At 74.0% G+C, this 13,299-nt stretch carries 10 protein-coding genes; 5 read left to right on the top strand and 5 right to left on the bottom strand.

Annotation, left to right across the window (positions count from 1 at the left end; all coding sequences use genetic code 11):
• Nucleotides 1-135: 135 nt before the first annotated feature.
• Both OF819_RS18990 and hpnR read left to right on the top strand, forming a co-directional pair.
• Nucleotides 136-1,056, top strand: coding sequence for an SDR family NAD(P)-dependent oxidoreductase (locus tag OF819_RS18990; protein WP_267244770.1), 921 nt, complete (start codon nucleotides 136-138; stop codon nucleotides 1,054-1,056).
• 84 nt (nucleotides 1,057-1,140) lie between these two features.
• Entirely contained in the window at nucleotides 1,141-2,640 is a 1,500-nt protein-coding gene (gene hpnR, locus OF819_RS18995) for a hopanoid C-3 methylase HpnR (RefSeq protein ID WP_267244771.1), read from the top strand.
• Between the two features lie 134 nt (nucleotides 2,641-2,774).
• On the opposite strand, the gene OF819_RS19000 is transcribed toward hpnR, so the two are convergent.
• Both OF819_RS19000 and OF819_RS19005 read right to left on the bottom strand, forming a co-directional pair.
• Entirely contained in the window at nucleotides 2,775-3,671 is an 897-nt protein-coding gene (locus OF819_RS19000; RefSeq protein ID WP_267244772.1) for a DMT family transporter, read from the bottom strand.
• Nucleotides 3,672-3,675: 4 nt separating this feature from the next.
• A complete protein-coding gene (locus OF819_RS19005; protein WP_267244773.1) occupies nucleotides 3,676-5,004 on the bottom strand; it encodes a glycosyltransferase in 1,329 nt (442 codons plus the stop codon).
• A 278-nt stretch (nucleotides 5,005-5,282) separates the two neighbouring features.
• Between OF819_RS19005 and OF819_RS19010 the strand changes: the two genes are divergently transcribed.
• Nucleotides 5,283-5,561: a glycosyltransferase gene (locus OF819_RS19010; protein WP_323748939.1), complete on the top strand. Its 279-nt coding sequence runs from the start codon at nucleotides 5,283-5,285 to the stop codon at nucleotides 5,559-5,561.
• A 625-nt stretch (nucleotides 5,562-6,186) separates the two neighbouring features.
• On the opposite strand, the gene OF819_RS19015 is transcribed toward OF819_RS19010, so the two are convergent.
• The 3 genes from OF819_RS19015 to OF819_RS19025 are packed head-to-tail and all read right to left on the bottom strand — an operon-like array spanning nucleotide 6,187 to nucleotide 9,901.
• Entirely contained in the window at nucleotides 6,187-8,556 is a 2,370-nt protein-coding gene (locus tag OF819_RS19015; RefSeq protein ID WP_267244774.1) for an ABC transporter permease, read from the bottom strand.
• Nucleotides 8,557-8,561: 5 nt separating this feature from the next.
• Nucleotides 8,562-9,398: an ABC transporter ATP-binding protein gene (locus OF819_RS19020; RefSeq protein ID WP_267244775.1), complete on the bottom strand. Its 837-nt coding sequence runs from the start codon at nucleotides 9,396-9,398 to the stop codon at nucleotides 8,562-8,564.
• Nucleotides 9,395-9,901 (bottom strand): PadR family transcriptional regulator, encoded by a 507-nt coding sequence (locus OF819_RS19025; protein WP_267244776.1) that lies wholly within the window; start codon nucleotides 9,899-9,901, stop codon nucleotides 9,395-9,397. Before OF819_RS19025 ends, OF819_RS19020 begins: the two co-directional genes overlap by 4 nt.
• A 183-nt stretch (nucleotides 9,902-10,084) precedes the next feature.
• On the opposite strand from OF819_RS19025, the gene OF819_RS19030 reads away from it, so the two are divergent.
• Both OF819_RS19030 and OF819_RS19035 read left to right on the top strand, forming a co-directional pair.
• Complete coding sequence (locus OF819_RS19030) at nucleotides 10,085-11,374, top strand: ABC transporter substrate-binding protein (RefSeq protein ID WP_267244838.1); 1,290 nt, start codon at nucleotides 10,085-10,087, stop codon at nucleotides 11,372-11,374.
• A gap of 210 nt (nucleotides 11,375-11,584) precedes the next feature.
• On the top strand, nucleotides 11,585-13,270 hold the full coding sequence (locus OF819_RS19035; RefSeq protein ID WP_267244777.1) for a glycoside hydrolase family 13 protein: 1,686 nt from the start codon (nucleotides 11,585-11,587) through the stop codon (nucleotides 13,268-13,270).
• Nucleotides 13,271-13,299: the final 29 nt, after the last annotated feature.

The raw sequence follows: 13,299 nt of genomic DNA on the forward strand, positions 1-13,299 counted from the left end.
ACCCCGGAACCCCTTAAGGCCCAGCGTCCGAAAGGCATGAGAAGCCTGACCAGCCTGAGAGAGCCGAGAACCACCGACGCCCCCACGACGGACAGCACCGGCAGAGCGACCGGCAACCGAGCCAAGGAGAACGGTGTGGCGAGCGCATACCTGGCCACCGGCCCCGGCCCCGGCCCCGGCCCCGAACCCCCGCCGCACCACGCGGGAGAACCGCGCGGCCGCCCGGGCTCCGCCGCCGGCGCCGGCGACACGGCCGGTGAGCCGTACGAAGCAGAGCGCAGCCGCCCGGCCCAGGGCCTCGCCGACCGCCCCGTCGCACTGATCACCGGGGCGTCCTCGGGCATCGGCGCGGCGGTCGCCGCCCGCTTCGCCGCCGACGAGCGGGGCTGGCGGCTGCTGCTCCACGGCCGGGACAGGGAGCGTCTGGGGCGGCTGGCGGCGCGTACCGGCGGCTCGGCCGTGTCCGCCGACCTTGCCGACCCCGCAGCGGTGCGGAGGCTGTCCCGCGCCGTCCTCCAGGACGACGGCCACGTCGACGTGCTGATCGCCTCAGCGGGCGTCGGCTGGTCCGGCCCCTTTGTGTCCATGCCGCACGAGGCCATCGACGAGGTGCTGTCCGTGGACTTCGCGGCCCTGGTCCATCTGGTCCGCGCCGTGCTGCCCGGGATGGTGGAGCGGGGCGGCGGACAGCTGGTGCTCATCGGCTCCATCGCGGGCGCCGTCGGCGTCCGGGACGAGGCCGTGTACTCCGCCGCCAAGTCGGCGCTGGGCGTCTTCGCCGACAGCCTGCGCTACGAGCTTCGGGGCACGGGCGTCCATGTCTGCCTGGTCGTGCCGGGCATCGTGGACACCCCGTTCTTCGCCCGGAGGGGAACCCTCCGCCCCACCAAGGTCCGCGCGGTCAGCCCGGCGCGGGTGGCGGACGAGGTGTGGCGGGCCGTCGCCCGCGGACGCCGCCGCCAGGAGATCTTCATCCCCCGGTGGCTCCGGCTTCCCGCCCGCCTGTACGGCGCGGCCCCCGGCCTCTTCCGGCGGCTTGCGGGGAGATTCGGCTGACGTGCCGCCCAGGACTGCCGGGACGCGCCGGGAAGCCCGTCGAGGAAGCCGCCCAATTAGTGAGCTGTCGGCTGGAGACTGATGATGCGTGTGATGCTGGTTCACCCGAGTGCTCTGATGTACTCGGAGATTTTCCTGCGCCTTGAGCCCCTGGGCCTGGAACGGGTGGCCGCAGCAGCCCGCGACGCGGGACACGAGGTCAGAGTGGTGGATCTGCAGGTCCTCTCCCGCGATCTGCTGGACCGGGAGATCGCCTCCTTCCGGCCCGAGGCGCTCGGCGTCTCCCTGAACTATCTGGCGAACATTCCGGAGGCGATCGACATCGCCCGCCACGCCAAGGCCGCCGCCCCGGGGTGCTTCGTCTTCTTCGGCGGGCACAGCGTGTCGTTCATCGCCGAGCATGTGCTGCGACAGGCGGACGGCTCGGTGGACGCGATCGTACGCGGCGAAGGCGAGCCCGCCGTCGCGCCGCTGCTGGCCGCGGCGCGCGACGGCGCGGCGCACACCGTGCCCGGCGTCGTCTCACCGGACGGCCGGGGACCCGCGCCCAAGCTGCTGGACAGCCTGGACCGCCCGCGCCCCGCCCGCGATCTGATGCGCAGGCGCAACCGCTACTTCATCGGGGAGCTCGACCCCTGCGCCTCGATCGAGTTCACCCGCGGCTGCCCCTGGGACTGCTCCTTCTGCTCCGCGTGGACGTTCTACGGCCGCAGCTACCGCAAGGCCTCGTCCGAGGCCGCCGCCGACGAGATGGCCTCGATCCGCGAACCCAACGTCTTCATCGTCGACGACGTGGCCTTCATCCGCCCCGAGCACGGCGACGGCATCGCCGCCGCCCTGGAACGCCGGAAGATCCGCAAGCGCTACTACCTGGAGACCCGCAGCGATGTGCTCCTGCGCAACGAGGAGGTCTTCCGCCGCTGGACGCGCCTCGGACTGCGCTACATGTTCCTCGGCATGGAGGCCATCGACGCCGAAGGGCTCGACCTCTACCGCAAACGGGTGAGTCCGGACGACAACTTCCGCGCCCTGGAGACCGCTCGCCGCCTCGGCATCATGGTCGCCATCAATCTGATCGTCGACCCCGCCTGGGACGAGGAACGCTTCCGCACCGTGCGGGAGTTCGCGATGACCGTGCCGGAGATCGTGCATCTGACGGTCATGACCCCCTATCCCGGCACCGAGATCTGGCACACGGAAGCCCGCCATCTGACCACCCGCGACTACCGGCTGTTCGACATCCAGCACGCGGTCGTCCCCACCAAGCTCCCGCTCGACGTCTTCTACCGTGAGCTGGTGCGCACCCAGGCCGTCATCAACCGCAAGCACCTGGGGCTGAAGACGGCGGTCGGGGCGATGCGGGTGCTGGGGCGCAATCTGCTGCACGGCCAGACGAACTTCGCCCGCATGCTGTGGAAGTTCGGCCGTGTGTACAACGAGGACCGGCAGCTGGCGGACCACCGCCGGCCGGTGGAATTCGAACTCCCCCTCCCGCAGCGGCGGGTGTCCGCGCCGGCTCGGCAGGATCTGTACATTCACGCGAGGGCGGCGACGCATACGAGGCGGCCCGACGCGGCGAACTGAGACACGGGGCCGTCCCGGGCGTCCGACCGCACTTTGAGCCTCGCCGGCGATTGAGGCGCGGGGTCCGGGGCGGAGCCCCGGTTTCGGGAAGGGGCGGCACTGGGGAGACGGCCCGCCGCAGGCGCGCCCCCGAGTCACCGCGTGCCGTACGGCGCCCCCCGCCGGCCGGCCGTCTGACGCCCGTAGACCGCCCTGAGCACGGGAGACGTGTCCAGGACCACGATCCCCACCAGCGTCACCACCGCCCCGCACCCGGCGACCCCGCCCGCCAGCCACCCTCCCCGCAGGCTTTCGCCGAAGAGCCAGATGCCCGCGGTGATGGCCACGGCCGGCTCCGCCGCGTCGATGACGGGCATGGAGGCGGCCAGCGGGCCGGCCTGGAAGGCGCTCTGGATCAGCAGGAGCCCGCCCAGGCTCGCGGCCACCAGCAGATAGGTCTGCCAGGAGGTGAAGACCGCCGCCGCGCCCTCGTCGAAGCGGTGGACCGTCGCGGCCAGGAGAACGGACTGACTGCCCATCACCACCCCCGCCGCCAGTGCGATCAGGGAGGCCTTCGGCGGCCCGGTGACGGCCCGGCCGGCAGCCAGGGCCGCCGCGGTGAGCCCTCCCACGGCGCCCAGGGTCAGCAGCCAGCCGCCCGGACTCGCCGCGGTGCTGCCCTCCTGCGGCCGGGCGGCCAGCAGGGCGGCCGCGAGCCCGCAGGTCACCGCCGCGGTGCCGGCCCATTCACGCGGGCCGAGACGGGTGCGGGCCAGCCGCGCTGCCAGGGGGATGGCGAAGACCAGCTCGCAGACGATGAGCGGCTGCACCAGGCTCAGCGGGGCGCGCGCGAGAGCGAGCGCCTGGAAGCCGTAGGCCAGCACCGCCAGCCCGATGCCGCCCAGCCACATCCGCTGCCGTACGAGCTGCCGCAGCAGGGCGGGGGAGAGGGACTCCGCGTCCGGACGGCGCGCGGCGGCCCGCTGCTGGAGCACCCCGGCCAGGGCGAAGCACGCGGCGGCCGCCAGCGAGGCGACGACGGCGGCCCACACGCCGTCAGCCGTCCGCGGGCGCCGGGAGCGGTGCGACCGCGCGCCAGACGGGCAGCAGATCCTCGGTCAGCACCTCGGCCCAGGTCCGGTGGCGGGCCGCGGCCGACGCGGCCGCGCGCCGCCCCATCGCGGCCCGCTCCCCGGGATCGTCCGCCAGCGCCGTCAGCACGTCCGCCCAGCCCGCCGGGCTGTCGTCCGACACGGTCAGCCCGTCCCGGCCGGGGGCCGCCAGCCACTGGGTGGTACGGGCCCCGGCGGGCAGCACCACGGGAAGCCCGCAGGCCATCGCCTCGCCGACGACATTGCCGATTGTCTCGGTCAGCGAGGGGAAGACGAAGAGGTCGCACCCCGCGTACACCCGCGCCAGCCGGTCCTGGTCCAGCGTGCCGAGCAGCGTCGCGCCGCCGCTGAGCAGCCCCGCCACCCGCGCCGAGTCCTGACCGGCTCCGGCGACGACCAGATGCGCCGACCGCCCCCGCTGCCGCAGCAGCCGTACGGCCTCCGCCGCCAGCATCACGCGTTTGGAGGAGTCGACGCGCCCGGCGAACAGCACCCGCACCGGGTCCGGGGGGATGCCGAGGAGCCGGGTCAGCTCGGCCCGCGCCGACGGGTCGGGACGGAACCGGGTGTGGTCGACGCCGCGGCCCAGCAGCGACACCCGCTGCGCGCCCACCACGGCGGCGATCTCGGCGCGTTCCGCGTGTGTGGAGACCATCACCCGGTCGCAGGCCCGCAGAATCCGGTCACGCCTGCGCCGCACCAGGGCCGCGCCCGCCTCGGCCGCCGCATGCGCCCCCCGGCCCGTGCGCCGGCCGGTCAGCTCCTGGACGAACAGGGCGGTGAGGGCGGGCACATCGGTGTGGACCGAGCCGACGAGCCCCGCGCGGTTCGGCAGCGCCGAGCGCCGCTGCGCGCGGCTGAGACGCACCGCGGTGGCGGCGAAGGAGAAGACATGGGTCAGATGCCATACGTCGTGGAAGGGGAGCAGCCGCCCGAGCGCCGGATGGTGCGGTGCGACGTCGCAGACGTCCACGCCCCGGTTCCGCACCAGCGGGGCCGTGCTGATCAGCGGAGGCAGGGTGACGAAGCGGACCGCGGGGGAGAGGGGCTCCATGCGGGGCCTGTCGCCGAGCACGTACAGCGTCAGATCGACGCCGAGCTCCGCGGCGTGCAGCCCCGCTGCGGCTTCGGCGAACCGCTCCCAGCATTTGACCTGGCCGCCTGCGGAGCCGGTGCGGACCAGATCGACGAGGACCGCGACGGACGGCGATCCGGCAGGGGACGGCAGCGTGAGGTCTCCCCCGAATGGAATGCCCGTCAGCGGATCGCTCACCGTACAGCCCTTACCGAGGAGACCCGTCCCGGGAAGACCTGTCCCGAGGCGGCCTTGCCGAGGCCGTGAGGCCGGTGAGCCGATCGTATTCGACCTCCGACGCTCCGGCTCGTCGAAACTGCTCCGCCTCGTCGCAACCGGCACACGGCCGCCGGCCCGGCGCGCTCGGCGGGCGCGCTCCTGGTGTCAAGGCGGTCCCCGGCCAGCCCTTCCGCGGGCGCGCCGCCGTGGCCTGAATGCATCTGTCCCGCCGCGGCGTCCCGTCCATACTGGCCGACATGCGCGTAGCGGTCATGACGGCAGGGCCGCGGGGCGACGGGGCCCCTTACACAGGTCTCGGGCACGGCGTCGCCCGCGCGGGGCACGAGGTCACCCTCGTCACCCACAGCCGATGCGAGCCGCTGGCGCGGTCCGCGGGCTTGGGCTTCCACACTCTGCTTATGGACTCGTATGCGGAGCTGCGCTCCGAGCGGGGCGACCGGGCACGGTCCCTGGCCTCCCGTCTCGCTGCGGAGGACGGTGTGGCCCCGGTCGACGCCGCCGCGGCGACCCGGTGACGGCCGCGCGACGGAGTCCCGCGGCGCCCGCTCCAGCAGTGCGTCGAGCACGTCCGCGGTGTGTTGCCGCGGTGCTCGTCCGCCGCCAGCGGGTGCGCCTGCCGGGCCGTGGGACGGCCGGCGGCGAGGACGACGCGTTCCTCCCCGGTCTGCGGGCGGTACTCCTGCAGGGCGCATGAGCGGCTGCGCAGGCCCGTGAGGCCGCCCTTGGCGAGCGGTTCCGCCGCGTCGCCGCCGGCCGGCTTGAGCACCCATGTCCGGGCCCGGCGCCTGCCGGCAGCGGGCCCGCAGGCCCTCGAAGGAGGACGAGACCGGCGTGCGCGTGCCAGGTCCGTGCGACGGCGGTGCCCGGCGACGCCGGGAAACGCCGAGAGGCCGTTCACCGGGCCACCACACCTCGTGACCGCGGCCGGGCCAGGGCGCCGGCATACAGCGCACGCCACGTTCCGCGGGGCGGCCGTCCTCGTCGACGGCCTTGAGGCCGCCGCCCCCGTCCGGTGGTTCCGGCGTGCGGATGCCCCGAGGAGACGCCCGTGCGCGGGCTCAGCTGATCGGCACGCCCGCCGAGCCGGACACCTGGATTCACACAGGGGGGACCGCGGTTCGCGGCGGCGTGCGGCGCGCGTCAGAGCGTTTCGCTCAGAGAGTCCGCCAGCCGCCGGTGCGCCGTGCGGGCGGCCGGCACCGCGGCCGCGGCGACCGCGCCCGCGATCGCGCAGGCGACCACGGCCAGCAGCACTCCGGCGGACGGCAGTTGCGCGATCCCCGCGCCGATGCCGCTCGCCCTGCCCTGGGCCTCGACCAGCCAGTGGCCCGACAGCAGCCCGAGCCCTGCGCCCAGCACGGCCGCCGCCAGCGCCGTGAACCCGGCGGCCGCCACGATCGTCGCGCTGATCTGGCGGGGCGTCAGTCCGATCGCCTTCAGCGCGAGCAGATCCCGGCCGCGGTCGCGCACCCCGGTCCCGGCCAGGGTCAGCAGCTCCGTGAAGCAGATCAGGGCGAGCACGCCGACCAGCGCCGCGATCACGCCCTGCGCTGGTTCCAGCCGGTCCGCCGGGTTGGCGGTCTCACGGATGTCGAGCGTGCCGTCCGCCGCCCCGGCCAGGGCGGCGCGCACCGCCGAGGCGTCGGCTTCCGGGCGCAGCACCAGATGGTGGAAGTCCGGCCGGATGGCCGCATCGCGCTCCCGCAGGGTGTCCAGGGTCGTGGAGACGACCCGGCCCCCCGCCTCCGGCTCGATGCTGCGCCCGACGATGTGCAGGATCTGCGGCCGCCCCTGCACCGTCATCCGCACCCAGTCGCCGATCCGCACATTCAGCAGATCCAGCAGCCCCTGCCCGGCGACCGCCTCGTCCGGTCCTTCGGGGGCCCGCCCCTCGGCGATGCTGAAGGGGTACGGCTCCGCCGCGGTGCCGAGGCCGCGCACGGTGATCGTGCCCGTCTGGCCGGGCACCAGGGCCGCCGCCTCCACCCCGGGGTGGGCCGCGAGGACGCCCGGGGGAGCGGTCAGCACCTTCTGGAGCCGCTCCCCGGCGACGGCGCCGCTCTCCGCCCGTACGGTCAGCGCGGCCGCCACCCCCACCTGGGCCGGGCTGCTGCGGAAGACATCCAGGGTGGCCGAGGCGACCAGCGCCGCGGTGATCATCAGCAGCGGCAGCGCGGTCCTGGCCAGGGCGGCCAGGGTGCGCGGCCGCCGCTGGAAGGCGGCCCGCCAGCCCAGTACCAGCGCGGGCGGCACCCGAAGCCCCAGCGCCCGCCGGGCGAGGGGCGTCATCGGCGCGGCCGCGGGCCGCGCCGCGCGGACCACCGGCACCGGCGGCACCCGCCCGGCCCGCCAGGCGGCGAGCGAGGTGGCCGCCGCGATCAGCAGCACGGCCGCGGCCGGGATGCCCAGCAGCTGGGCCCCGTAACCCGGCAGGTCCTGCCAGAGGCCGGCCGCCTCTCCGATCCGGCCGGGTATGCGCGCGCCGAGCAGTGCGATCGCCGCCGTCCCCAGGGCCGCCCCGAGCAGTGCGAAGGCGAGATGCTGGACCAGGAAGCCGCGGACGACCTGGGCGGGGGTGAAGCCGACGGCCTTGAGGATCGCGATGTCCCTGAGCTGTCCGCGCACGCGTGCGCTGATCGCCCCGGACGCGGCGAGCGCGGCGGCCAGCAGCGCGCCGAGCCCGAAGACCGCGAAGAGCTGACCCAGCAGCCGGTCGTCGCCTCCGGCCTCGGCCCGCACCTGCTGCCATTTGACGACCTGGGAGACCCGGTCAGCGCCCAGCAGGGTGACGGCCCGCTGGACGGTGAAGTCCGTGTCGGCCGGATCGTCCAGCCGCAGGCCCACACTCCGGCCCGCGCTGCCGGGCGCGACCAGGTCCAGCGTGGCCGGCAGCACCCAGCCCGCGCCGGGCTGCCCGCCCGGCCGGTAGCCGGGCTCCGCGGCCTCGGCGACGCCGGCGACCCGCACCGTGCGGGTCGGGCCGTCCGCGCCGGTCATGGTGATCGTGTCGCCGGGTTCCGCCCACAGCACGCGGGCCAGCGAGCGCTCCAGCACGATCTCCGGCTGCCCGGCCGACCGCCCCTCCGGCTGCCCCTCCGACCGCCCGTCCGGCTGCTTGTCCTGCGCGGTGAGCCAGCGGCCCGCCGTCACCAGCGGCCGCGCGATCTGCGGCGGCTGCTCCGACGCCGCGCGCAGGGTGATCTGCGCGCGGGTCCCATGCGCCTGAAGGACGGCCCGCCCGGTGCGGTACGGCCCCGCGACTCCCGTGACGCCGTCGATGCGGGACAGGGCCGCGGCGTCGTTCTGCCCGGCCCCCGCCTGCGTGTGCAGCCACACATGCGCGCCCTTGGACTGGGTGAAGATCCGCTGCCAGGGGTTGGCCGCATAGCTGAAGAGCGCCACGGCCAGCAGCAGGGAGGCGATGATGCCCCCGCTGGCCAGCACCGCGAAGACGGCCTGCCCGCGGTGTGCTCTCAGATCGGCGCGCGCCCAGCGCACAGTGGCCCGCACGCCGTTCAGTCCTTCAGCTCGACCACGTGCGAGACGCTGCCCGCGGGACCGCGCGCCGCACGCCGCTCCGGCCCCGGCTCCGGGCCGTCGAGCCGGGCGTCGTCGGTGATGCGCCCGTCGAAGAAGCTGATGACCCGGTCGGCCGCGCCCGCCATCCGGGCGTCATGCGTGACCATGACGATCGTCTGGCCGCGCTGGTGGAAGCGGGACAGCAGCCGCAGCACCTCCCGGGTGCCCTTGCTGTCCAGACTGCCGGCCGGCTCGTCGGCCAGCAGCAGCGCCGGATGGTTCACCAGCGCCCGCGCCAGGGCCACCCGCTGCTGCTCACCGCCGGACAGCTCGCCGGGCATGGCCCGCTCACGTCCTTCAAGGCCCAGCTCGGCCAGCAGCTCCGCGCGGCTCGCGCGGGCCTCGCGCGGCGAGGCGCCCGCCAGCAGCGCGGGCAGCTCCACATTGTCGGCGACGGTCAGATCGGAGACCAGGTTGAAGAACTGGAAGACGATCCCGATGCTGCGGCGGCGCAGCACCGACCAGCGGGCCTCGCGGTAGCCGTCCACCCGGCGGCCGTCCAGCCACAGCCGTCCGCCGTCCGGCCGCTGCAGCCCTCCGAGCAGATGCAGCAGCGTGGACTTGCCCGCTCCGGAGGGGCCGGTCACGGCGACGAACTCGCCGGGCCGCACCGTCAGGTCCACCTCGCGCACGGCGTGCACGGGCGCGCCCTCGCCGACGTGGGTCTTGGTCAGCCCTTCGGCGCGGACGATCGGCGCACCCCCGGCGCGCCCGGCGGGCGTCTCGCCCGCCGGTATCCCGCCGCCGGGGCCGGCGGCCGCCGCGTCGCTCATTCCAGCTCCTCCTGACAGCGCTCCAGCCAGTCGAGGTCGGCCTGCAGATGCAGCATCGCGCCCTCGATCAGCAGCTGGGAGACCTTGTTGTCCCGGTCCTCGGACGCGGCCAGCTTCGACAGGTCCCGCATGGTCCTCAGATAGTGCCGCCGCTGTCTGTTGATCACGTCGATGGGGTCGGCCAGCCCGGACTCGGGCGCCAGGGCGATCTTCATAAAGAACTCGTCCCGCACCCGCGGCTCGTCGCTGGTCTCGTCGAACCAGGCGAGCACCGCCTCACGGCCGGCCTCGGTGAGCCGGTACGTGCGTTTGTTGGGCCTGCCCGACTGCTCGACGTCCTCGCCGGCGATCAGACCGGACTTCTCCAGCCGCCCGAGGGTGACATAGATCTGGCCGACGTTCGGCTGAGGGTACGCGGCGCCCAGAAGCTTCTCAAGGTCCTGCTTGAGCTCGTAGCCATGGGCGGGGCCACGGGTGAGGAGTGCCAGGAGCGGCAGCCGCACGCGCTCCCCTCCCTTGCGATCCCTCTGCTGACGTGAATGCCTGCATGTTGACTGACACGGCGCCGACTGTGGCCTGCGCCACCTGGCTTATGTGCCGGGACGTCTAGTATCGCCCATGCCTAACCGGTATACATAGGCCGGATGAGCGGCAGTGTGGCCGCAGCGGTGTGCTGGGAGGAACCTATGCGGTGGATGCGTGCCGCGGGTAGGGGACTCCTCGCGGCCGCCGTGATCCTTGCCGGGTACACCGGTTTCAGCGCGGGCGCCGTGTCCCCGCATCCGCCCGGCGCCGCGCACGCCTCGGGCCGCGGGCCGCTGACCCTGGCGACGGCGGGCGACCTCACCGGCTATCTGGGGCGGCTGCTCGACGACTGGAACCGCGCCCGCCCGGCCGAGCGGGTCACGCTCGTCGAGCTTCCCGACTCCGCCGACGAGACCCGCGCCCAGATGATCAGCGAGCTGCGGGCCGGCAGCGACCGGTTCGATCTGCTGAACATCGACGTGGCCTGGACCTCGGAGTTCGCCGCGGCCGGCTGGATCGCCCCGCTTGAGCGGGAGCGGTTCCCGCTGGACGACTTCCTGCCGCCCGTCGTGGACACCGCCACCTTCGACGGGCGGCTGTACGCCGTCCCGTATGTCACCAACGCCGGGCTGCTCTATTACCGCAAGGACATTCTTCAGCGGGAGGGTGAGCGGCCGCCGCGCACCTGGGCGGAGCTGGCCCGGCTGGCCCGCACGCTCGCGCCTGAGTACGGCGTGGACGGCTACGCGGGCCAGTTCCTGCCGTACGAAGGGCTCACGGTCAACGCCACCGAAGCCGTGCACTCCGCCGGGGGATCGATCCTGGTGGACGACGGCAGCCGGGTCACGGTGGACTCCGAAGCCGCGCGCACCGGACTGGGCTTCCTCGCCGAGGGGGTCCGCGAGGGCTGGATCTCTCCTGACGCCCTCGCCTACAAGGAGGAGGAGTCACGCCGGGCGTTCCAGAACGGCGGGCTGCTGTTCCTGCGGAACTGGCCCTATGTGCACTCGCTCGCGAGCGCGCCCGGCTCACCCGTCGCCGGGAAGTTCGACGCCGTGCCGCTGCCCGGCCCCTCCGGGCCCGGCACCAGCGTGCTCGGCGGCTCCAATCTGGCGGTGAGCAGCCATTCCCGGCACCCCGAGTCGGCGGCCGACCTCATCGCGTATCTCACCAGCGACCGGGTGCAGCGCCAGGTGCTCACCGAGGGATCGCTGCCGCCCGTACGGGCCGGACTGTACGAGGATCCCGCGCTGGTGCGCGCGTATCCGTATCTGCCGACGCTCAAGCAGAGCGTGCTGAGCGCCCAGCCGCGTCCCAAGAGCGCCCGGTACGACCAGGTGAGCCTGGCCGTGCAGGCCGTCGTCCAGGATGTGATGGCGCTGCGTCAGAGCCCGGACGAGGCCGCCACACGGCTCGCGCATGAGCTGGCGGAGATCTCCCGCACCGGCTGACCCCTTCCTTTTCCCTCCTCCCCTCCCGCCAGCCTCTACTTACGTGTTAGGTAGAGGTCAGAGGTGTCGCACCATCAGAAATACGGACAAATCTGGGCAGCTTTCTGCATCATCGTTGACACCTTCGCGACATCCCTACTTAACATGCATGCATAACAGCGCACCCGCTCTGGGGCGCTCTCGCATCCAGCAAGAACAGGTTGACGCGAGATGCTCAGCACTCTCCCGGCCGCCGTCGGCGGCCGCCCCTCCCCGCCCGCCCCCGCCTGGTGGCGTGACGCGGTGATCTACCAGGTCTATGTCCGCAGCTTCCTCGACAGCACCGGGGACGGCATCGGCGACCTGGCCGGCGTGCGCGCCGGACTGCCCTATCTCAAGAAGCTCGGCGTCGACGGCATCTGGCTCAGCCCGTTCTATCCGTCCCCCCAGCACGACCACGGCTACGACGTCGCCGACTACTGCGACGTCGACCCGGTCTACGGCGACCTCGGCGAATTCGACCGGCTGATGGCCGACGCCCGCAGACTCGGGCTGAAGCTGCTGCTCGACATCGTCCCCAACCACTGCTCCAGCGAGCACCCGTGGTTCCGCGAGGCGCTCGCCGCCGCCCCCGGGAGCGCGGCGCGCGCCCGCTTCCACTTCGCCGCCGGCCGCGGGCCGGACGGCAGTGAGCCCCCGAACAACTGGCGGGCCATGTTCGGCGGCCCCGCCTGGAGCCGGGTCACCGAGCCGGACGGCAGCCCCGGCCAGTGGTATCTGCATCTGTTCACCCCGCAGCAGCCCGACCTCAACTGGCGCAACCCCGAGGTGGGGGACCACTTCGAGGACGTCCTGCGTTTCTGGCTGGACCGGGGCGTCGACGGATTCCGCATCGACGTCGCCGCCGGACTGTTCAAGCACCCGCGGCTGCCCGACTCCGACGACCCCGCCGCCGACGAACGCGCCCGCGACTCGGTCAACCCGCTCGCCTGGAACCAGCCCGAGGTCCACGACGTCTGGCGGCGCTGGCGCGCCGTCTGCGAGGAGTACACCGGCCACGACGGCCGGGAGCGGCTCCTCGTCGGCGAGGTGTCCGTGCCCACCGCCCGCGAGCACGCGCAGTACGTCCGCCCCGACGAACTGCACCAGGCATTCTTCTTCGACCTGCTCAGCGCCCCCTGGGACGCCGAAGCGTTCCGGTCCGTCATCGCCGAGGCCATCCGCGACATCGCCGGCACTGGCTCCACCGTCACCTGGGTCCTCAACAACCACGACCAGGTCCGCACCGTCACCCGCTACGCGGGCGAACCCGGAGTGGAAGGCAGCGGCCTCGGCGCCGCCCGCGCCCGCGCCGCCGCCCTGCTGATGCTGGCGCTGCCCGGCGCCGCCTACGTCTACCAGGGCGAGGAACTCGGCCTCCCCGAGGTGCTCGACCTGCCCGACGACGTCCTCACCGACCCGATCTTCCACCGCACCGGCAGCCGCGCCCGGGTGCGCGACGGCTGCCGGGTGCCGCTGCCCTGGTCGGGCCACGCCTCCCCGTTCGGCTTCAGCCCGGGCGGCGCCGACGGACAGGCGACGCGGCCCTGGCTGCCGCAGCCCGAGTGGTTCGCGGACCACGCCACCGACCGTGCGCTCGCCGACACCCGCTCCTTCTGGCACCTCTACCGCGAAGGACTCCAGCTGCGCCGCAGCCTCCCCCAGCTCGGCGAGGGCGCGCTGCGCTGGCTCGACGCGCCCGAGCAGGTCCTCGCCTTCACCCGCGGCGACGGCCTCGTCTGCGCGGTCAACTTCGGCGACAAGCCCGCGCCCGCACCCGTCGCCGGGGCCCCGCTGCTGGCCAGCGGCCCCTGCCCCGACGGCGTACTGCCCGCGGCCACCGCCGCCTGGTGGACCGCCGAGCCCCCCACCCCCTAAAAGCCCCCGCACCACACCCCGTCAGGAAG

It is taken from the genome of Streptomyces sp. PR69 (assembly GCF_026420845.1).
GTDB lineage: Bacteria > Actinomycetota > Actinomycetes > Streptomycetales > Streptomycetaceae > Streptomyces.

Coding starts and splice junctions, on each gene's coding strand:
- hpnR (WP_267244771.1), top strand. CDS start 1,141: ATGCGTGTGATGCTGGTTCACCCGAGTGCTCTGATGTACTCGGAGATT.
- OF819_RS19010 (WP_323748939.1), top strand. CDS start 5,283: ATGCGCGTAGCGGTCATGACGGCAGGGCCGCGGGGCGACGGGGCCCCT.
- OF819_RS19020 (WP_267244775.1), bottom strand. CDS start 9,398: ATGAGCGACGCGGCGGCCGCCGGCCCCGGCGGCGGGATACCGGCGGGC.
- OF819_RS19030 (WP_267244838.1), top strand. CDS start 10,085: ATGCGGTGGATGCGTGCCGCGGGTAGGGGACTCCTCGCGGCCGCCGTG.
- OF819_RS19035 (WP_267244777.1), top strand. CDS start 11,585: ATGCTCAGCACTCTCCCGGCCGCCGTCGGCGGCCGCCCCTCCCCGCCC.